At 64.6% G+C, this 19,701-nt stretch carries 15 protein-coding genes and 1 pseudogene; 14 read left to right on the forward strand and 2 right to left on the reverse strand.

The features are described from left to right. Positions 1-30: 30 nt before the first annotated feature. Complete coding sequence (locus tag IPN92_03775) at positions 31-1,092, reverse strand: hypothetical protein (protein ID MBK8637430.1); 1,062 nt, start codon at positions 1,090-1,092, stop codon at positions 31-33. 395 nt (positions 1,093-1,487) lie between these two features. Between IPN92_03775 and IPN92_03780 the strand changes: the two are divergent. The 11 genes and pseudogenes from IPN92_03780 (at position 1,488) to IPN92_03830 (ending at position 15,425) form a co-directional block, all read left to right on the forward strand. Next, positions 1,488-2,976: pseudogene (locus IPN92_03780) on the forward strand (phosphomannomutase). Between the two features lie 47 nt (positions 2,977-3,023). Continuing rightward, positions 3,024-3,527: a hypothetical protein gene (locus tag IPN92_03785; GenBank protein MBK8637431.1), complete on the forward strand. Its 504-nt coding sequence runs from the start codon at positions 3,024-3,026 to the stop codon at positions 3,525-3,527. A 279-nt stretch (positions 3,528-3,806) separates the two neighbouring features. Beyond that, the gene (locus tag IPN92_03790) at positions 3,807-4,817 is read left to right on the forward strand and encodes an AAA family ATPase (protein MBK8637432.1); all 1,011 of its coding nucleotides are present in this window, start codon (positions 3,807-3,809) and stop codon (positions 4,815-4,817) included. Continuing rightward, positions 4,814-7,420, forward strand: a complete 2,607-nt coding sequence (locus tag IPN92_03795; GenBank protein ID MBK8637433.1) for a S8 family peptidase — start codon at positions 4,814-4,816, stop codon at positions 7,418-7,420. Before IPN92_03790 ends, IPN92_03795 begins: the two co-directional genes overlap by 4 nt. Before the next feature lie 157 nt (positions 7,421-7,577). After that, positions 7,578-9,944, forward strand: coding sequence for a DEAD/DEAH box helicase family protein (locus IPN92_03800; protein MBK8637434.1), 2,367 nt, complete (start codon positions 7,578-7,580; stop codon positions 9,942-9,944). Between the two features lie 3 nt (positions 9,945-9,947). Then, positions 9,948-11,405 (forward strand): SAM-dependent DNA methyltransferase, encoded by a 1,458-nt coding sequence (locus IPN92_03805; protein ID MBK8637435.1) that lies wholly within the window; start codon positions 9,948-9,950, stop codon positions 11,403-11,405. Then, positions 11,402-12,586 (forward strand): DUF1016 family protein, encoded by a 1,185-nt coding sequence (locus tag IPN92_03810; protein MBK8637436.1) that lies wholly within the window; start codon positions 11,402-11,404, stop codon positions 12,584-12,586. Before IPN92_03805 ends, IPN92_03810 begins: the two co-directional genes overlap by 4 nt. Further along, positions 12,576-12,917 carry a hypothetical protein gene (locus IPN92_03815; GenBank protein MBK8637437.1) on the forward strand — a complete coding sequence of 114 codons (342 nt, stop codon included), beginning with the start codon at positions 12,576-12,578 and terminating at the stop codon, positions 12,915-12,917. Before IPN92_03810 ends, IPN92_03815 begins: the two co-directional genes overlap by 11 nt. Before the next feature lie 134 nt (positions 12,918-13,051). Next, positions 13,052-14,476 (forward strand): restriction endonuclease subunit S, encoded by a 1,425-nt coding sequence (locus IPN92_03820; GenBank protein ID MBK8637438.1) that lies wholly within the window; start codon positions 13,052-13,054, stop codon positions 14,474-14,476. A gap of 441 nt (positions 14,477-14,917) precedes the next feature. Further along, the gene (locus IPN92_03825) at positions 14,918-15,178 is read left to right on the forward strand and encodes a helix-turn-helix transcriptional regulator (protein MBK8637439.1); all 261 of its coding nucleotides are present in this window, start codon (positions 14,918-14,920) and stop codon (positions 15,176-15,178) included. Continuing rightward, positions 15,168-15,425 (forward strand): hypothetical protein, encoded by a 258-nt coding sequence (locus tag IPN92_03830; GenBank protein MBK8637440.1) that lies wholly within the window; start codon positions 15,168-15,170, stop codon positions 15,423-15,425. The genes IPN92_03825 and IPN92_03830 overlap by 11 nt, the downstream gene beginning before the upstream one ends. A 143-nt stretch (positions 15,426-15,568) precedes the next feature. On the opposite strand, the gene IPN92_03835 is transcribed toward IPN92_03830, so the two are convergent. Next, positions 15,569-16,522 carry an acetyltransferase gene (locus IPN92_03835; GenBank protein MBK8637441.1) on the reverse strand — a complete coding sequence of 318 codons (954 nt, stop codon included), beginning with the start codon at positions 16,520-16,522 and terminating at the stop codon, positions 15,569-15,571. Positions 16,523-16,783: 261 nt separating this feature from the next. On the opposite strand from IPN92_03835, the gene rlmN reads away from it, so the two are divergent. Genes rlmN through IPN92_03850 form a run of 3 tightly spaced genes read left to right on the forward strand, consistent with a single transcriptional unit; the run spans position 16,784 to position 19,697 of the window. After that, entirely contained in the window at positions 16,784-17,941 is a 1,158-nt protein-coding gene (gene rlmN, locus IPN92_03840) for a 23S rRNA (adenine(2503)-C(2))-methyltransferase RlmN (protein ID MBK8637442.1), read from the forward strand. Then, positions 17,938-18,678: a type IV pilus biogenesis/stability protein PilW gene (gene pilW / locus IPN92_03845; GenBank protein MBK8637443.1), complete on the forward strand. Its 741-nt coding sequence runs from the start codon at positions 17,938-17,940 to the stop codon at positions 18,676-18,678. Before rlmN ends, pilW begins: the two co-directional genes overlap by 4 nt. A 5-nt stretch (positions 18,679-18,683) precedes the next feature. Further along, on the forward strand, positions 18,684-19,697 hold the full coding sequence (locus IPN92_03850) for a DUF4115 domain-containing protein (GenBank protein ID MBK8637444.1): 1,014 nt from the start codon (positions 18,684-18,686) through the stop codon (positions 19,695-19,697). Positions 19,698-19,701 lie beyond the last annotated feature (4 nt).

Below are 19,701 nucleotides of genomic sequence, written 5' to 3' on the forward strand. Positions count from 1 at the left end.
ACCCTTCCGGGTGACTATCCAAGCCGGTGGCTACCAGCGGTTATAACCGCTGTTGGGCATCATCATGGGCGCTGGCATTTGGGCGGGATAGCCGCCCGACCAGGGCATGGGCTGGCCCGGGCCTTGGTAGCCGGGGCCACCAAATCCGGGGTTAGCGGGCGGGTAGGGCCTGGCCGGCGGGGCGCCAAAATCCTGACCATAGGGCATGGGCGGGCTCATTTCGCGACCCATGGGGGGCATGGGCGGCTGGCCAAACAGGGCCTGGGCGGCTTCGCGCTGCTCCTCGGTCATCTGGTCGATGATCTTGCGGTAGCTCTCCCACTGCGCCTTTCTGGCCTCGCGGCGCTGCTCGGCCTCCTTCCAGGGCGGCGTCTCGGGCATGGTTATACCTTTGGCGGCGGCTCGCTCGCGCATCTCGGCCCAGTGCTGGTCACGCAGGGCCGCCCGCTCCTCGGGGGTGGCATTGCGCATCTTTTCCATCTGGGCGCGATGCTCCTCGGCGGTTTCCATGTTCCAAGGGGCCTGATCCGGACCCTCGGCGGAGGCGCGCTGTTTGGCGCGCTCACGCATGGCCTGCATGGCCTGCTCGTGGCGAGCCATCCACTCCTGATCCAGGCCTTCCATGCCGGGGGGGCTGGCCCAGGCTGGCATCTCGGGCATTTCGGGCATCTCGGGGGGCGTGAAGCCCGCCTCGTCCCAGGGTGGCGACTCGGGCAGATTCAGGCCCGCCGCCTCGGCGCGCTTGCGGAGTTCCTCGTAGCGCTGTTTGCGCTTGGCCATCATTTCGGCGCGGCGCTCCTCCATCCGCTTGGCGGCGGCATCGGCATGGGCCGCCGCGGTGGCGCGGGCTGCTTCGGCGCCAGCCGGTGCCTCGGCCGCGGCTACCGGGGCCGGGCTGGGGGCCGCGGCCGCCGCGGGGGCGGGCGGGACCGGTGCGGGGGCGGCTTCCGCAACCAGGGGGGCGGGGGGTGCGACCACCGCCGGGGCTTGAGCGGCGGGGGCGGCGGCGGTCTGCGCCATGGCTGCCTGGCTCAGGGCTAAGCTCAGGGCCGCGGCCGAGGCGAACAGCAGATAGGGGGTCTTGTCGTGCATGGGTTAGTTCCTCCTGGGATTTTGGTAATGCGTGGCGCCCGACCGATCCGACATGGATGGGCACAGGGACTCTTGCATTCTAGTATTCGTTGCCCGGCTTGTCGTCCCCTCCCGAGTGGAATTGCGGTGCCCCGGGCCCTGGCTACCGGGACATGGCCCCACCCCGGCGCCTGAGGTTGTGGGCCTGGGGTTGCTGGACCCCGCCACCTTGATGCTGGCAGACTCTAACCCCGCGCAGGGCCGGGAGCCTTGTCCCTGGGCCCAACAATTTTGATCGCCACCCTGACGCCGGCCCATCCAAACTTATAGAATCTCGCCCCGGGGGATGCCAAGGGCTTGCGGCCGTGAGCCAGGCACGGGGCCTCTCAGGATCAATCTCAGCCAGGAGACGGAGGATGCAAATCGGGGATCTGATGGTCCAAAGCGGGGTCCAGTTCGGCACCAGCGGGGCACGGGGACTGGCGGTGGAGATGACGGACCGCGTCTGTTACGCCTATACGCTCGGCTTCCTCCAGTATGTCGCTGCCAGCGGCGCGCTCCAACCGGGCGGCGAGGTGGCCCTGGCGGGGGACTATCGCCCCAGCACCGGCCGCATCCTGGCCGCTTGCGCCCAGGCGGTGGGCGATCTGGGTTACCGGCCGCGCTATGTCGGTCGCATCCCCAGCCCGGCCGTCGCCGCCTTCGGCATGGCCCAGGGGATGCCGAGCCTCATGGTCACCGGCAGCCACATCCCCGATGATCGCAACGGCATCAAGTTCAATCTGCCGACCGGGGAGATCATGAAGGAGGACGAGGCCGGCATCCGCGCCCAGGTGGTCGAGTTGCCCGGTAGCCTTTTCGCGGCGGATGGCGCCTGGGTTCCCGGCGCGGTACCGAAACTGCCTCCGGAGGATGCCGCCGGTTACCAGGCTTACGTGGCCCGCTATCTGGACTTCTTCCCGGCGGGCTGCCTGGCTGGCTTGAGTATCGGCCTCTACGAACACTCCAGCGTCGCCCGCGATGCCTTTTTTCGAGGTCCTCACCGGATTGGGGGCCCAGGTGGACCGGCTGGGCCGCTCCGAGGTCTTCATCCCCGTCGATACCGAGGCCATCCGCCCCGAGGATGTCATCCTGGGCCGGCAATGGGCGGCCAGCGGCCAGTACCAGGCCCTGGTCTCCACGGATGGCGATGGCGACCGGCCCCTGGTGTCCGACGAGCGGGGTGAATGGCTGCGTGGCGATGTCACGGGTATTCTCTGTGCCCGCTATTTGGGCGCCGATGGCGTGGCGACCCCGGTAAGCTGCAACACCGCCCTGGAGAAGAGCGGCTGGTTTTCGGCCATTCGGCGCACGCGCATCGGCTCGCCCTACGTCATTACCCGCATGACGGCGCTGGTGGCGGAGGGCTTGACGACCGTCGTGGGTTACGAGGCCAATGGCGGCTTCCTCACCGCCACCGATCTGATGATGGCGGGTCGTCGCTTGCCGGCCCTGCCCACCCGGGACGCCCTCCTGGTCGCCATCGCCCTCTTGCTCGCGGCCCAGGAGCAGGGCATCACCCTCTCCGCCCTGGCCGCGAGCCTGCCCCCTCGCTTCACGGCCAGCGATCGTCTCAAGGACTTTCCGACGGCCCTCAGTCGGGAGCATCTGGGTGCCCTGACCAGCGGGGATATCCAGGGTGACCTCCAGGCGGCGGAGGCCCTGTTCGGGGGGCGATTCGGGTCCGTGGACGCCATCGATAACACCGATGGCGTGCGCATCACCTTCGCCAGCGGCGAGATCGCCCATCTGCGCCCCTCCGGCAACGCCCCCGAACTGCGTGCCTACACCGAGGCCGACAGCCTGGAGCGGGCCTGGGCAATGAATCGCCAGTGCCTGGAATTGCTGGCGGGCTGGCGGCGCTAGGCGGGCCCACCAAGACTGAAATTTATTGCGATCAGGAGGTAAAGTCCATGAGATTCCATCACGCGTTCCTGGGTGCGGGCCTGGCCCTGGCCTTTTCACCCCTGCTGGCCCAGTCCGGGTCCGAGACGAAGGCGAGTGCCAGCCCCAGCCTCTGGTCCAAGGCTGGTGCCCAGGTGCAGGAGGCCGCCGGCGCCGTGGGTTCGGCCACCACCGAAACCGCCACCCAGGGCTGGGAGGCCACCAAGCAGCAGTCCAGCAGCGTCTGGGAGGCGACCCAGGCGCATACCCAGCGGGGTTGGCAGGCGACGAAGGACTTTACCACCCAGGGTTGGGAGGCGACCCAGTCCTATACTCAGGAGAAATGGGAGGCCGCCAAGGGGGCCACCACCGATACGGTGGAGCAGGTCCAGGCCCCCTTCAAGCCCACCAAGCAACCGGCCAGGCCGGCACCGGCCCCCATCCAGTCCTCGCGGCAGGCCCCTCCGTCCGCCGCTCCAGCCTTGCCCGCCGCCGGTTTTGACGAACCTGCGCCATTAAAGCCGGCCCCCTAACCTGGGGCCGTGGCGCCGACGGATTTCCTCGACGAGTAAGGAGCGCAACCAGGGGAGAATCAGCTACCAACATCCTTGCCCATGGTCCTTGGTAAGGCTAATATCGGGGCCATACCGGTCTAGGCTGGTGGATTTTCCTGTCCGTACGCGGGAGCGAGGTTCCCAAGGACCCAGGCCTGCCGCACCGTGTTGCGGGCCGCACGGCAGCGAGGCCGAGCAGTCATGCGGTTCCCATCTGCCTCGCCGCTGCGAATAGTCTTCTTATGGTCTAGAGAGTTGATGCCACGCGCCGATCTGATTGTCGATCTGGTCAAGGCCGGCACCCGGGGTGATCGGGGCGCCTTCGCGCGTCTTGTCGAATCCATGGCAGCCGAGGAGCGGGCGAAGAACCATTCTCTGCTCGCCGACCGGCTGGTGCAGGGTCTGAACCTCAACGGCAACGGCCGCAAGCCGCTCGGACTTGCGGTCCCCGACGAGAAGGCCGCCGAACTGCTGCACGAGATCGTACCGAGGCGGTCGTTAGCCTCCCTGGTCCTGCCCAATGTGGCGCGCATCGCCTGCGGCGAACTCGTCGAAGAGCACCACCGCACCGACTTACTGCGGACCTACAACCTAGAACCTCGGCATCGGGTGCTGCTGGCCGGGCCTCCAGGCAACGGTAAGACCACGTTGGCTGAGGCCCTTGCAGACGCCCTCATGGTGCCGCTGTACGTCGTTCGCTACGAGGCGGTCATTGGTAGCTTCCTCGGCGAGACTTCCCAGCGCCTGCGTCGGGTGTTCGAACATGTCGCGAGCCGGCGCTGTGTCTTGTTCTTCGACGAGTTCGATACCTTGGGCAAGGAACGGGGCGATACCCACGAGACCGGGGAGATCAAGCGCGTCGTCAGTACCCTCTTGATGCAGATCGATGCCCTGCCAAGCCATGTTGTGACCGTCGTCGCCAGCAACCACCCGGAGTTGCTCGACCGTGCGGTCTGGCGCCGTTTCCAGTTGCGCCTGGAGCTACCGCCGCCGAACCAGGCCACGCTCGAAGAGTGGTTTCGCCGCTTTCAGGATCGTCTGGGCGAGCCACTGGGTTGGCCACCCCGTTCGCTCGCGATGCGGCTCAAAGGTTTGAGCTTCGCCGAGGCGGAACAGTTCGGCGAGGACGTGCTGCGCCGACATGTCTTGGCGCTGCCCGACAGCAACCTGAAACGGATCGTACAAACCAGGCTTGAGGCTTGGCAGCAGCGGTTTACCGTCAAGCTTGGCGAACCAGCGCTGGCAACAGACCGGACAGAGGATTCATGAGCAACGGAGATCGCCTGCCGCTTCTCCTCTTTCAACATCCTGTGCCGGCGACAAAGCCATCTGGTCGCTTTGGTCGCCCAAGGTTCAGTCCCCGCTCGCGGCAGGCGGTCGCCGCCTATCTCGATCCCAAGCTGACCCGTCTCGAACAGGCCCTCGCAGCCGAGCGCATCCGCCTCCGGGCAAGCGCAGCAGGGATTGAGCCGGAGATGGCACTGGTCATCGAGCTTGCCACCGATCCGAACAACTTCGTGGCCGCCGCCAGGGCGATCGGTCTCGAATGGCTCGCCGAGGACGAGATAGACCTTGACCCCAGCGAAACCATCTACCCGCTCAACGCCAAGGGCCAGCCTCAGGACAAGCCCTATCGCGGGCGCCTCTTTCTCACCATGACTGATCGCCGAGCACTCGACGAACTACTGAACCGGTGGCGCCGGTGGCGGGATGACCCCAACGCGGTCTGGCCCTATGGCGAGACGGCTTGGCGGGACATTTTCCCCCTGATCGTCGATATCCGACCCTGGGGTATCGAGGACCGGCTGCGGGAGACCGGGGTACTGGAGGACCTCGCGGAGCGCATCGGCGCTGGCGAGGGAACCATGCCCTTCGAGGCCGAGCTTTGGTACAGGCAGACCGCGGAACGGCGCGCCTTGGCCGAGGCCGAGGTCGGCCGGTTGATCAGCGACCTGGGCGGGACGGTGGCGACCCGGTTTCAACTCGCCGACATCCGCTACCACGCGGTCATTGGGGAGATCCCCGCCGGGGCCGCGTCGCTCCTGCTCGACGAAGACCGCAATATCGATCTCCTACGCTGCAATGATGTCTGGCTTCTCCGGCCGGTTGGACAATGCGCCGTCCCCTTGATCCTCGCGCCGGAGGCGGGGGAGGCGGGGGAGGCCGCAATACAACCAACGGAACGGCCTAATCCGGCACTGCCGCCCGTCGTGGCGCTGTTCGATGGCGTCCCCCTGGTCGGCCACACGCTTCTGAAAGACCGGTTGATCATCGACGACCCGGACAGCTATGAGTCCGACGCCCCAGCACAGCACCGGATGCACGGGACCTCCATGGCGTCGCTCATCGTCCATGGCGAGCTGGACGCGGCCGAGTTACCGCTAGCCCGCCGCGTCTACTGCCGGCCCATCCTGGTCCCCCAGGTCAACGCCCGTAACTCCGCAGAGCACATCCCGGAGGGCGTTCTTCCAGTCGACCTGATTCACCGGGCCGTACGCCGGCTCTTTGAGGGCGAAGGCGGCACCGAGGCCCAGGCCCCTGAGATTCGCATCGTCAACCTCTCCGTCGGCGACCCTTCCCGGGCCTTCCTTCATAGCCTGAGCCCCTGGGCTCGGTTACTCGACTGGCTCTCGTTCAAGTACGGGGTGCTTTTCATCGTGAGCGCCGGCAACCACGCAGACGCCATAGCCCTAGACCTGTCGAGGACCGCCTGGTCCAATGTTGACGCACAGGCCCGCGAGGCGGCCATACTGAGCGCGCTCAAGGCAAACGCCCGCAACCGCCGCATCCTGTCACCCGCCGAGTCCATCAATGCCCTGACCGTCGGGGCCGCCCATGCGGACACCTGTTCGCAAGGCCCTCACGCGACCTACCACTGCGATCCGTTCCCGACGCGGTCCTTGGCAAGCCCAATCAGCGCCAACGGCCTCGGATTCCGGCGGGCACTCAAGCCGGAGATCCTGATGCCTGGCGGACGGCAGATCTACGAAGAGGCTGTAGGCACGGGCTCCCAGGACATTCGGCTCGTCCCCCTACAGACCTACGGGCCGCCGGGGCAGAAGACCGCAGTCCCCAGTTCAGTGGCTGGCGAATTGGACAAGACGCTCTGGTTTCGGGGAACCAGCAACGCCGCCGCCCTTGCTACCCGTTTGGGGGCGCAACTGTTCGAGATGCTGGAAGCCCTGAGATCCCGGTCCGACGGCCCCGCATTACAGTCGCGGTACGACGCCGTGCTTCTCAAGGCGCTGCTGGTTCACGGGGCGCGCTGGGCCGAGGCGGGTGAGCGGATGCGTGGTCTCTTCAAGCCGGAGGTAGGCGGGCACAAGATCAAGGAACTGACCGGCCGCTTCCTCGGCTACGGACTCGTCGATCCGGAGCGCGCCCTGGGATGTACCGAGCGGCGGGCCACCCTGCTCGGATTTGGGTCCCTGACCAGCGCCGAGGCCCATGCCTTCGCGCTGCCCTTGCCTGCGGACCTCAGCGGCACCAGCGGCCTTCGCCGCCTGACCATTACCCTCGCTTGGTTCACACCCATAGTGGCCAACCAACAGCGCTACCGAAATGCCCAGCTTTGGTTCGGCACCGACGCCAGCGATTTGATCGGCGTAGCCCGTGGCCAGAACGGCTATGACGACGATTCCGTCAAGCGCGGCACGGTCCAACACGAGGTGTTCGAGGGCGAGAAGGCCCGCGCCTTAGCTGACGGCGATGTCGTGAGGATTCAGGTCAACTGCCGGGAGGACGCGCAGGGCTTGGACGATGCGATCGACTACGCCCTGGTCGTGACCATTGAGGTCGGCGAGGACGTGCCGGTCGCCGTCTACCAGCAGATCCGTCAGCGGCTGAGATCAGTTGTGCCGATTGCCCCCTGATGGCTCACGGTTACCCCGTTGCGACGGGCCTTGATCCTTGTTCCGGCCGTCCCTGGGAACGCGCATACCTTGGCGGAACGACGATCAATGCCTTGCGACGCACAAAGGGAAAGGCATCGTCCTTGTTGGACGCAGCAGGTCGACATGAGATGGACCGATGAACAAGAAGGCGCTGACCGAAGCAGACATTCGCACCAAGTTCATCACGCCCGCGCTGGTCGGCGCGAACGGGGATAAATGGGACCTCATGACGCAGGTGCGCGAGGAGGTCTATTTCACCAAGGGCCGGGTCATCGTTCGCGGGAAATCGGTGCGGCGTGGCGTCGCCCGCAGGGCCGACTACATCCTGGTTTACAAGCCCAACATCCCCCTGGCCCTCATCGAGGCGAAGGACAACAACCACGCCGTTGGCGACGGCATGCCGCAAGCGCTGGATTGCGCCGAAATGCTGGATATCCCCTTCGTTTACAGTACCAACGGCGACGCCTTCCTGGAGCATGACCGCACGGTGACTAGCGGGGCCGTGACCCGCGAGATACCGCTGGATCAATTTCCCTCCCCCGCAGAGCTCTGGACGCGCTACTGCCAGTCCAAGGGGTTGGTTGGATCCCAAGCCCTCGTCGCTACTCAGGATTATTTTGATGACGGCTCGGGTAAGACGCCCCGCTATTACCAGCTCATCGCCATCAATCGCACGGTAGAGGCGATCGCGCGGGGCCTGGGCCGCATCCTGCTGGTCATGGCCACGGGTACGGGCAAGACCTACACCGCCTTTCAGATCATCTGGCGGTTGTGGCGATCGGGCGCCAAGCAACGCATCCTCTTCCTGGTGGATCGCAACATCCTGGCCGACCAGACCAAGACCAACGACTTCAAGCCCTTCGGTCAGGCCCTGACCAAGATCACCCACCGCCGGGTGGACAAGGCCTTCGAGATCTATCTCTGCCTCTATCAGGCGGTGACCGGCACCGAGGAGGAGCAGAACATCTACCAGCAGTTCTCCCCGGACTTCTTTGATCTGGTCTTTATCGATGAATGTCACCGGGGCAGCGCCGCGGACGATGCCGCCTGGCGCAAGGTGCTCGACTACTTCGCCGCGGCCACCCAGATCGGTATGACGGCCACCCCCAAGGAAACCAAGGACGTCTCCAACAGCGACTACTTCGGCGAGCCCCTCTACAGCTACTCCCTGCGGCAGGGCATCGCGGACGGCTTTCTGGCGCCCTATAAGGTGGTGCGGATCGGGCTGGATCGGGACCTGAACGGCTGGCGCCCGGTGTTGGGGCAGATCGACAAATTTGGTCATGCCATCGAGGACCGCGAATACAACGACAGCGACTACGACCGTAACCTGATACTCGAACAGCGTACCCTCCTAGTCGCCGCCAAGATCACCGAGTTTCTTAAGGCGACGGATCGCTTCGCCAAGACCATCGTCTTCTGCCAGAACATCGACCATGCGGAGCGCATGCGCCAGGCCCTGGTCAATGCCAACCAGGATCTGGCCGCCGCCAACAGCCGGTACGTGATGCGCATCACCGGTGACAACGACGAGGGCAAGGCCCAGCTCGACAACTTCATCGATCCGGAATCCACCTTTCCGGTCATCGCCGTGACCTCCCAACTCATGTCCACCGGCGTGGATGCCCAGACTTGTCGCCTGATCGTGCTCGACAAACAGATCAGGTCCATGACCGAGTTCAAGCAGATCATCGGGCGCGGCACCCGCATCAACGAGGACTACAACAAGCTGTTTTTCACCATCCTGGATTTCCGGGGGGCCACGGCGCTCTTTGCCGACCCGGACTTCGACGGCGATCCTGTCCAGATCTACGAGCCAGGTCCCGATCAGCCGCTCATCCCACCCGAGGATGACCCGCAAGCCGGGGAGGGTGAGATCGGCGCCGAGGGCGACGCGGATCCCTTCGATGGCGACCAAGAGCCGCCTGGCCCCGGCGTCAAGCGCTACTATGTGGACGATGTCACGGTCCGCGTCGTCACCGAGCGCGTCCAGTATCTTGACGCCGACGGCCGGCTCATTACCGAGTCACTCCGGGACTATTCCCGCCAGACCCTGCGCAAGGCCTACACCTCACTGGATGCCTTTCTCAACGCCTGGAACGACGCCGACCGCAAACTGGCCATCCTGGAGGAGCTGGCCGACAAGGGTGTCCTGCTCGACGAGTTGGCCGAGCAGGTGGGCCGCGACTACGACGCCTTCGATCTGGTCTGCCATGTCGCCTTCGACCAGCCACCCCTGACGCGCCGGGAGCGGGCCGACAAGGTGCGCAAGCGCAACATCTTCGCCGCCTACGGCGACCAGGCCCGCGCCGTCCTCGAGGCCCTGCTCCAGAAATACGCCGACGCCGGCCTCCGCAGCGTCGAGTCCCTGGAGATCCTCAAGGTGGACCCGCTGCCCACCCTGGGCACCCCGGTGGAGATCGTCAAGCTCTTCGGCGGCAAGAGCGCCTATCTCGCCGCCGTGCGCCAACTCGAAACCGCCCTGTACCAGAAGGCCGCCTAGCCCATGCCGAATGTCTCCAACCTCGTCAAGACCATCCAGGACATCATGCGCAAGGACTCCGGCACCTACGGCGACGCGCAGCGGCTCGAACAACTCGGCTGGATGTTCTTCCTCAAGATCTTCGACGACCGCGAGAAGGAGCTGGAGCTGTTGCGCGACGACTACCGCTCGCCCTTACCCGAGCGGTTGCGTTGGTCCAGTTGGGCGGCGGACGACGAGGGCATCACCGGCGACGCCCTGCTCGACTTCGTCAACAACAGCCTGCTCCCCAGGCTCAAGGCCCTGACCGGCGGTGGCGACAAGATCGCCGGGCTCATCCGCATGAGCTTCGAGGACGCCAACAACTACATGAAAAACGGCACCCTGATGCGGCAGGTCATCAACAAGATCAACGGCATCGACTTCAACGCCTCCGACGACCGCCACCTGTTCGGCGACATCTACGAGAAGCTGCTGAAGGACCTGCAATCCGCCGGCAACGCTGGCGAGTTCTACACCCCGCGCGCCGTCACCCAATTCATCGTCGAGCAGGTCGACCCGCGTCTCGGCGAGACCCTCCTCGACCCGGCCTGTGGTACCGGCGGATTTCTCACCTGTGCCATCGAGCACCTGCGCAAGCAGGCCAAGACCGCGGCCGACGAGCGCCGCATCCAGGACTGCTTCGCCGGCATCGAAAAGAAGCACCTGCCCCATGTCCTCTGCATGACCAACCTCCTCCTGCACGGCATCGAGGTGCCCTCCAATGTCCGCCACGACAACACCCTCGCCCGGCCCTTGCGGGACTGGGGGCCGCGGGAGCGGGTGGACTTCATCGTCACCAATCCCCCCTTTGGCGGCATGGAGGAGGACGGCATCGAGGCGAACTTCCCCGCCGGGTTCCGCACCCGCGAGACCGCCGATCTCTTCCTCGTGTTGCTGATGAAGCTCCTCAAGCCCGGCGGGCGCGCCGGCCTGGTGCTGCCGGACGGCACCCTCTTCGGCGAAGGGGTCAAGACCCGCATCAAGGAGGCCCTGCTCACCGACTGCCACCTGCACACCATCGTCCGCCTGCCCAACGGCGTCTTCAATCCCTACACCGGCATCCGCACCAACCTCCTCTTCTTCACCAAGGGCCGGCCGACGACGGCGGTCTGGTATTACGAACACCCCTATCCGCCCGGCGCCAAGAGCTACAACAAGGGCAAGCCCATCCGCATCGAGGAGTTCGCGGGCGAACGCGCCTGGTGGGGCACGGAAGAGGGCGGCTTCGCCGCCCGCGTCGAGAACGAGCGGGCCTGGCGCGTCTCCATCGACCAGATCAAGGCCGGCAACTTCAACCTCGATCTCAAGAATCCCCACCAACCAGACACCGGCCCCGGCGACCTGGACCACCTGCTGCCGGAGCACGAACGGCTGCTGGCGCAAGTCGCGGAGACCCGCGCACAGTTGAAGGCGCAGCTCATGGAGGCACTGACGCGATGAAAAGGAAACCTGCCAGATCGGCACTGAGTGGCGACTTCGAGTCGCTGGTGGCCGTCATTGTCCAGATCCACCAACACGCGCAGACATTTGCCATCAAAGCCGTCAACCTCGGCCTCACCCTTCGGAACTGGCTCATCGGTCGGCAGATCGAATTGTATGAGCGTCAGGGGGTGGACCGGGCCACCTATGGCGACAAATTGATGGACACCCTCGCTGAACGGCTGGTGCAACAAGGGTGGGCGCGCTGCGAGCGCCGTGAGCTTTATCGGTTCCGGCAGTTCTACCTCACTTATCCAGAGATTGTGGGGTCGTTGACTCCACAATCTCTGTTGCTACCAGAGTTGAGCCCCCTTCTGGCCCTTGCTCCATCTTTTCCAGTCCAAATTCGGGAGACAGTGACTCCCGAATCTCAAATGGTGGAGTCAGTGACTCCACCATTGATCCCTGCCCATCCCGAACTGATCTTCCGTCTGTCCTTCACGCATCTCGCAGAGCTTATCCAGATCCCCGACCACACCCAGCGCCGTTTCTATGAGATCGAGTGCATCCGCGGCAACTGGTCGGTCCGCGAGTTGCGCCGCCAAATCAACAGTCTGTACTACGAGCGCACCGGCCTTTCCAAGAACAAAGCCAAGCTCTCCGCCATGGCGCACGCCAAAGCGGAAAAGCTCCAGCCCGCCCAGATCATTCGCGATCCCTATGTCTTCGAGTTTCTCGGTCTCCGTGCGCAGGACGCCATGGGCGAGTCGGACCTGGAGGACGCCTTGCTCGACCGTTTGCAGGAGTTTCTCCTGGAGATGGGCCACGGCTTCTGCTTCGAAGCCCGGCAGAAGCGCCTCCTCATCGGCGAAGAGCACTTCTTCGTGGATCTCGTCTTCTACCACCGTGTCCTCAAGTGCCACGTCCTTGTGGAGTTGAAGACCACCGCCTTTTCTCACGAGCACCTCGGCCAGCTCAACACCTACGTCGCCTACTACAAGAAGCACGAAATGACGCCCGGCGACCAGCCGCCAGTCGGCATCCTCCTCTGCACCCGCAAGAACGAAGCCCTCGTCGAATTCGCCCTCGGCGATCTGCCGAACAAGCTTTTCGTCTCCCGCTACGCCGTGGAGATGCCGAAGAAGCAGGAAATGGAAGCCTTCCTCACACAACTCGGAAAGGAGATCGACGATGAAGGCTAAAGGGGTCCGCAAGCCTGCAACCGCCCCTGTGGTCCCCGACTTCGCACAAATCAGTGCCCTCGCGGCCAGGCTCAACGATCTCCATCGGCAACGAGTCGCGGCGCTTACTCCCATCGCCCAAGACCTCATCCAATCCCAGGTCCGGGAGGCTCAGGCAATCGAGCACACCCTGGATCACCTGCTCGACTGCGCCTGCATTCCGGAGGGCCTTGCTCTCTTCAAAGCCCTCTGCCGCTACTACTACGCCATCAACCCCGCCGCCACCGCCGGCTACGTCCACGCCTACCGGGACATGTGGGACGGCGAGGAAAGGATGAAGGTTGAAGTATGAAAGCCGATCCTGCCGCCACCTCATCCCTCGCCCCTCAACCCTCATCCTTATCCCCGCATCCTTCATCCTTCAACCTTCACACTTTCTTCGAGAAGTTCGATCTGTTCGCCGACGCGCCTGATGCGGTAGCGAAGATGCGGGAGTTGGTGCTGGACTTAGCGGCAACAGGTCGTCTCCTGCCGCGCAAAGGCCAATGGGAAACTCGCGCGTTGAAGTCGCTCGCGACCAAGATCGGAAGCGGTGCAACTCCAGCGGGTGGCCGCGAATCCTATTTCGGCGAGGGCATTCCGTTGATTCGCTGGATGAACGTTCACTTCCGTGGCTTCGACCGCGCCGGGCTCGTGTTCTTGAGCGATGAGCAGGCCGAAAAACTTTCCAATGTCGTCGTGAAGCCCAATGACGTGCTGCTGAACATTACCGGAGCCTCCATCGGCCGCGTCACAATCGCGCCGAGCGAGATGGCCGGGGCGAGAGTCAACCAACATGTCACGATCATCCGCCCAACGCAGGAACTGCTACCGAGGTTTCTCTCGATGTTCCTCGCGAGCCCGTCGGTGCAACGGATGATCGATGAAATTCAGGTTGGTGCGACACGGCAGGCGCTGACGAAGGGCATGATCGAACAGTTCGAAATTCCCCTCCCACTCCTCGCCGAGCAGAAGCGGATCGTGGCGAAGGTGGATGAGTTGATGGCGTTGTGTGATCGGCTGGAGGCGCAGCAGCAGGAACGGGAGACGCGGCACGCCGCGCTCGCCCGTGCCTCGCTGGCTCGCTTCGCCTACGCGCCCACCCCGGCCAACCTCCAGTTCCTCTTCCACCCGTCCTATACCATCACCCCGGCCGACCTCCGCAAATCCATCCTCACCCTCGCCGTCCAAGGCAAACTCGTCCCCCAAGACCCCAACGACGAACCGGCGGACTCAATACTTCGGGAGACGCATTCCTTCTTTGATCGGTTGGTGGCGACCAAGAAACTATCCGCTCCAAAACCACTGCCGCCTATCGAGGATGACGAGGCGCCGTTTTCGCTACCAATCGGTTGGGCATGGTGCCGTTTTGGGCAAATCATGCGAATATCTTCGGGCGATGGTTTAGTTGCCAAGGATATGAACGCCGGCCCAATTCCAGTCTATGGCGGCAACGGCGTAAATGGCTACCATGACGCGCACAATGTGGCGAAACGAACTCTCGTCATTGGTCGAGTGGGTTTCTATTGCGGGAGCATTCACGTGACGCCGGAAAGGGCGTGGGTCACGGACAACGCGTTCATCACAACATTCCATGAGGACCACATGGATATAAATTTCCTGAGTTGGCTTCTTAAAGCCACCGACCTCCGCGAACGGGACAACGCAACCGCACAACCGGTCATTTCAGGCGGCAAAGTCTACCCGACAGTTCTCGCCCTCCCCCCCCTCGCCGAACAACGCCGAATCGTGGCCAAAGTCGATCAACTGATGGCCCAAGTTGACCAATTGGAAGCCCAACTCGCCGCCTCCCGCGCCACTGCCGCGAACCTCCTCGCCGCCCTCGTCACCGAGCTCACCACTCAAGCCTGATTGATGCGACGTCACCCATAAAGACCCTTCGATGGTGGGCCCTTGCGTGAAGGTGGACGATGTGAGGATTAATTCCCGGCTCGATACGCTAACGGCTTCCCCGGATAGATCCCCCCATTGAGCACCGCATCCTGCCCCAAGCGGACTGGGGTTTCCAAACCCAGAGCCCGCCCATCTTCGGCACAGACCAGCCGGGTCGGGTGGCGGTGGGTGGGGGTGTCGACAGCAGGGATGCTGTCGCCAAGCCTACAGGGACGTATTTACGGCGTCCCCCACCCGCCGTCACCCGACCCTACCGCCAAAACCTCAAAGATATTCCTGATCGGGAAATTAGCGAACAACTCATGCCAAGATAACTCTCAATATTCCCGATCGGGAAATTTATATAGGGCTGAGGTAAGTTCTGGCATAAAATGCCCCGAACGGGAAATTGAGTAGGCCATGACATCCATTCGATCACCTCAACAACTCGGCGCCGCACTTCGTGCTGCCCGTAAACAGCTCGGGCTGACGCAACCCCAGTTAGGCCTGGCGGCAGGGGTTGGCGTACGTTTCATTGTCGATCTTGAAGCAGGCAAGCCGACGGTGCGACTGGAAAACGTGCTGCGGGTCATCGATGCCTTGGGTGGAGAGCTGCAACTTAGCGGCTTGCCATCTACGGTCGCCGAAGACCAACGTGAGGGCAACGACCATGGCGCCTGAACTGGAGGTCTGGCTGTTCGCTGACCGCATCGGCACCTTGGCGCTGGTCGAAGGGCGGCTGAATTTTCGTTACACCCCCGCTTGGCTGTCTACTGCGCGCAAGCTCCAATCCAGTCCGGGACACGGCTTTGCTGGCAGTGGGGTGGTCGAGCGAATCGTGGCCCTGATTGAGCAGCGTTGTGCCCTGACGATTCGACGGTTCAGCGAGCCTGCCGCCAATGCCGAGGATGTGCTTACTGACTTTTGACGACCCAGAGCCCGTCCATCTAAGACGCGGACCAGTAGGGTCGGGTGGCGGTGGTTGGGGGACGCCGTCACCCGACCCTAACCGCCGAAAACTCAAGGATGTTCGATCACCCCAAACCTCAACCCTCTTCAGGTGCCAGCGGATCAAAAGGCGGCAAGAAAGGCCGCCACAAAGGCATCGTAGTCGCTGTCGGCCAGCTCGTTGATGCCCGCCGCCGCCGGACGCCCGCCGCCCCCGAGAAAGCCCCGGCAGAGATCATCCGCCCCCTGGAGCCGGGTGAGGGGCGCCCGGACGCTGATGACGAAGCCGCCCGCCGGGAGGCGCGTGAGCATGGCATGGGCCTGATCCGGGGCCGCCCGCGCCAGTTCGTTAGCCAGCACACCCCCAGCGCGCCGCGCCCAAGGCACCGCCGGCAAGAGGTGCAGCCGGTGCCCAGGGTCCTCGAACTCGGGCGCGACGGCCCGCGCCCGGCTCATGTCCTCGTTAAAGCCATCCCGCAGTTGCCCAAAGGCCGGGTCGATGGCGATGAAATCCAGGGGATTGGCGTAAGGCCGCAGCCGGCGAAAGAGGGCGTCCGGCGGGAAGTGCAGGTCGGCCACCTCGGCGCCATAACCATTGTAATTCAGATAGATGCCCAGGTCGCGCAGAGCCTCGATCTGGCCGCTGGTCAGGCCCAGGGGCGCGGCGGCGCGGCGCGCGGACTCGTCGAAGTTGTCACCAAAGGTGCCCACCACCGCCCAGGCGCGCTGGCTACCGCCCAGATAGTCATCCACCAGCAGGCTGGTACCGCGATCCGGGGTGGTGTCGATGTGGGCCTCAAGGAGGGGGTGCTCGGGGATCTCGCCAGGGAAGTGGTGATCGAAATAACGCACCCGGGCGCCCGCCGCCAGCAGGCGATCCAGGGCCCGCCGGTTTTTTTCCAAGGCGATGTCCAGCGCCCAGACCTCATCGCCGGCCTCGGCCGGCACCCGCGCCAGGAGGCCGATATCCCGCTTGACCCCGGTCACCAGGACGGCGTCACGTGGGTCCTCCAGGCGCAGTTGTTGCAGGGCGCAGAGGCCGTCGGCATCGCCGTTGAAGACATCAAAACAGGTCATGGGGGAGGGTCCTCGCCGCTTACCACCGAACGCTGGAGTCTAGCGGCCCGAACTTTATCCGGCAAGGGGGGTATTGGCAGGGTCCCTCAAGGGTCCGGCCCGATTGCCACCCGCCGCCGGACTGGTTAAACTTTGGCCGTTACTCCATGGGTTTATTTCCCGTCCGCCCCGCCCTGCTGGACCACCCAGGCCCAGGTATCGGGCGCGGGATTGGCCCTAGGCCCTCCACTCATAAGCCCAATTCAGACCCTATTGCCACGCATGGCCGTCATTTCCATTCCCTTGACGCATCTTGCCGCTACCCCGCTTCCCGGTGGCCTGGCGACCGCGCGCCCCAATCTGCTCGATCTGGACTTGAAGGGTTGCGAGGCACTGGTGACGGCTCTGGGCCACAAGGCCTTTAATGGTCGTAACCTCTTCAAGTGGATCCACAAGCACGGCGTCCTGGATTTCGAGGCCATGACGGACCTGTCCCTTGGGCTGCGGACCCAGCTCCACGACACCACCGAGATCCGCCCGCCCCGCCTGGCCGAGGAATGGCCCTCCGCCGATGGCACCCGCAAGTGGATGATGGAACTGGCGGATGGCCAGCGGGTAGAGACGGTCCTGATCCCCTTGCTGATCCCCCAGGAGCGGCGCAACACCCTCTGCGTCTCCTCTCAGGTCGGCTGCGCCCTCAACTGTAGTTTCTGCGCCACGGCGCGGCAGGGCTTCAACCGCAACCTGACCCCGGGGGAGATCATCGGCCAGGTCTGGCACGCCACGCGCTGGCTCGGGGTGCCGCCCTCCAATGTGGTGCTGATGGGCATGGGCGAGCCCCTGGCCAATTTCGATAACCTGGTCACCGCCCTTTCCATCATGCAGGACGACCTGGCCTACATGGCCGCCAAGCAGCGGGTGACGGTCAGTACCTCGGGCATCGTGCCCAATATCTATCGCCTGGCAGAGGTCAGCGATGTCTCCCTGGCGGTCTCCCTGCACGCCCCCAACGACGCCCTGCGGGACGAGCTGGTACCCATCAACCGGAAGTACCCCCTGGAGGTGCTGATTCCCGCCTGCCGTAATTATATCGGCGACGAGCGGCGCCGGCGCGTGACCTGGGAATACGTCATGCTCGATGGCGTCAATGACAGCCCGACCCACGCCAAGCAACTGATTCGCCTGCTGGAGGGAACCCGTTCCAAGGTCAACCTGATTCCCTTCAACCCCTTCCCCGGCAGCGACTATCGCACCTCGCCCAGCGAGCGCATCCTCGCCTTCCGCGACCGCTTGATCCGCTCTGGGCTCTTTACCACGACTCGCAAGACCCGGGGTGATGAGATCTCCGCCGCCTGCGGCCAGTTGGTCGGTCGGGTGCGGGATCGCGGCCGTCGCGCCCCGGTCTCCCCGGTTTGGCCCCTGCCGGTAGGCGCTGCATGAAGCGGTCGCGCGGCTGGGTGGCCCTGGCCATGAGCCTCCTCCTGGCTGCTTGCGGGGGTGACAAGGGGGTTAAATCCGATGCGTCCCAGCCTGACCCGGGTGAACTCTACGTCCAGATCGCCGCCGAGTATTACCGGCTGGGCGAAATCGAGCCGGCCCTCAAGAATGCCCAGAAGGCCCTGGAGCAAGACCCCAATAATGCCCAGGCCCACAATGTCATCGCCACCATCTACCAGCAGTTGAAGCAGCCGGACCTGGCGGAACAGCATTTCCGGACCGCACTGGGCCTGGCCCCGAATGATCCCTATCTGCTGATGGCGTGGGGTAACTTCCTCTGCGACCGAGGCGATTACGCCGGTGCGGCGGCCCAGTACCAGCAGGCCCTGGCCAACCCCCTCTTTAATGCCCCCTGGATGGCCGAGACCCGTGCCGGCATCTGCGCCCGCCGCGCCGGCCAGGCCGGGGTCGCGGAGCAGGCCCTGCGCCGCGCCCTCTCCGCCAACTCTGGCTACGCCCCGGCCCTGATCGAGATGGCGGAATTGGAGCATGCCCAGGGTCGCAACCCCTCCGCCAAGTCTTATTTGGAGCGCTATCTCGCGGCGGGCGGGCGCGGCCCCAAGGCCCTGCTGTTGGGGGTGCGAATCGAGCGCGCCCTGGGCGCGCGTCCGGCCGCCAGCCGGTATGAGAAGTTGCTGCGCGAAAATTATCCGGATGCTCCGGAAGTTCAATCCCTTTGAGAGCCATGATGACTGATCGATCCGAACCAGGCCCCGACGAGGATGCGGTCGAGGCAACCGGGGCCGAACCCGCCCCAGGCCCTGGCCAACGTCTGCGCCAGGCCCGCCTGCGGCGGGGTCTCGACCTCACCCAGGTAGCCCGGGACTTGCGCCTGACACCGGAACGGGTCAAGGCCATTGAGAACGAGGATTACCCGCGACTGCCGGGTGCGGTCTTCGTCGTCGGCTACGTCAAGTCCTATGCCCGCCTGCTGGACCTGGACCCGGAGGCCTTGGGGGAGGCCTATCGCGCCGCCCTCACGCCGCCGGCGCGCAAACCCACCGCGCCCCCCGTCGCGCCGGAGCGCCAGGCAAGCCGGCCCTCAACCGAGCCCTCAAGCCGGTCCTCGAAACCCCGAGCTAACGAATCCCTCTGGGCAGGCATCACGGCCCTGCTTCTCGTTCTCATTCTGGCGCTGGCCTGGTGGTTGCAAAGATCCGCGGTTCAGGCCACGACCAGCCCCCCAGTGGCGGAAAAGCCGGTTCCGGATGGCCTGACCCAGCCCCAGGCTCGGGTGGACGAGGCCGCCGAGGATGAAGCCGGCGCGGATACCTCCCTGGACGAGTCCTCGATGGAGCCCCTGGACGAGCCGCAGGAGGAGGAAACGGCGGTGATCGAGGAAGAGGCGGGCGCGGCCGCTAACGCACCTAAGAAAGACCTCCCGGCGGCCCCCGCCGCCAGTCCGTCCCGAAGCCCGCCCGAGGCTGACGTGGCCCAGGTCGTGGAAAAGCTCGACGTGGTGATCTCCTTTACCGGGCCCACCTCCGTGGACATCCGCGACAGCACCATGAATTACGGCCTGATTGGCGAAATGGACCAGGGCGACCAGCATTTGCTGGGGGGCAAGCCGCCCTATTCCCTGATTATTGGCAATGCCGCCGCGACCCGCATCCAGGTCGGTGGTCAGCCCTTCGACTTTCAATCCGTGGTGCGCGGCAATGTCGCCCGCTTCATTCTGGACCCGGCTCCCAAGCCCTGAATTC

The sequence above is a fragment of the Chromatiaceae bacterium genome (genome assembly GCA_016714645.1).
In the GTDB taxonomy this organism is placed as follows: Bacteria; Pseudomonadota; Gammaproteobacteria; order Chromatiales; family Chromatiaceae; genus M0108.

What these genes read in the sequence shown, in the direction of transcription:
- IPN92_03850 (MBK8637444.1), top strand. Translation starts at nt 18,684, where the DNA reads ATGATGACTGATCGATCCGAACCAGGCCCCGACGAGGATGCGGTCGAG.
- IPN92_03785 (MBK8637431.1), top strand. Translation starts at nt 3,024, where the DNA reads ATGAGATTCCATCACGCGTTCCTGGGTGCGGGCCTGGCCCTGGCCTTT.
- IPN92_03800 (MBK8637434.1), top strand. Translation starts at nt 7,578, where the DNA reads ATGAACAAGAAGGCGCTGACCGAAGCAGACATTCGCACCAAGTTCATC.
- IPN92_03825 (MBK8637439.1), top strand. Translation starts at nt 14,918, where the DNA reads ATGACATCCATTCGATCACCTCAACAACTCGGCGCCGCACTTCGTGCT.
- IPN92_03835 (MBK8637441.1), bottom strand. Translation starts at nt 16,522, where the DNA reads ATGACCTGTTTTGATGTCTTCAACGGCGATGCCGACGGCCTCTGCGCC.
- IPN92_03815 (MBK8637437.1), top strand. Translation starts at nt 12,576, where the DNA reads ATGAAGGCTAAAGGGGTCCGCAAGCCTGCAACCGCCCCTGTGGTCCCC.
- IPN92_03790 (MBK8637432.1), top strand. Translation starts at nt 3,807, where the DNA reads ATGCCACGCGCCGATCTGATTGTCGATCTGGTCAAGGCCGGCACCCGG.
- rlmN (MBK8637442.1), top strand. Translation starts at nt 16,784, where the DNA reads ATGGCCGTCATTTCCATTCCCTTGACGCATCTTGCCGCTACCCCGCTT.
- IPN92_03795 (MBK8637433.1), top strand. Translation starts at nt 4,814, where the DNA reads ATGAGCAACGGAGATCGCCTGCCGCTTCTCCTCTTTCAACATCCTGTG.
- IPN92_03810 (MBK8637436.1), top strand. Translation starts at nt 11,402, where the DNA reads ATGAAAAGGAAACCTGCCAGATCGGCACTGAGTGGCGACTTCGAGTCG.
- IPN92_03830 (MBK8637440.1), top strand. Translation starts at nt 15,168, where the DNA reads ATGGCGCCTGAACTGGAGGTCTGGCTGTTCGCTGACCGCATCGGCACC.
- IPN92_03775 (MBK8637430.1), bottom strand. Translation starts at nt 1,092, where the DNA reads ATGCACGACAAGACCCCCTATCTGCTGTTCGCCTCGGCCGCGGCCCTG.
- pilW (MBK8637443.1), top strand. Translation starts at nt 17,938, where the DNA reads ATGAAGCGGTCGCGCGGCTGGGTGGCCCTGGCCATGAGCCTCCTCCTG.
- IPN92_03820 (MBK8637438.1), top strand. Translation starts at nt 13,052, where the DNA reads ATGCGGGAGTTGGTGCTGGACTTAGCGGCAACAGGTCGTCTCCTGCCG.
- IPN92_03805 (MBK8637435.1), top strand. Translation starts at nt 9,948, where the DNA reads ATGCCGAATGTCTCCAACCTCGTCAAGACCATCCAGGACATCATGCGC.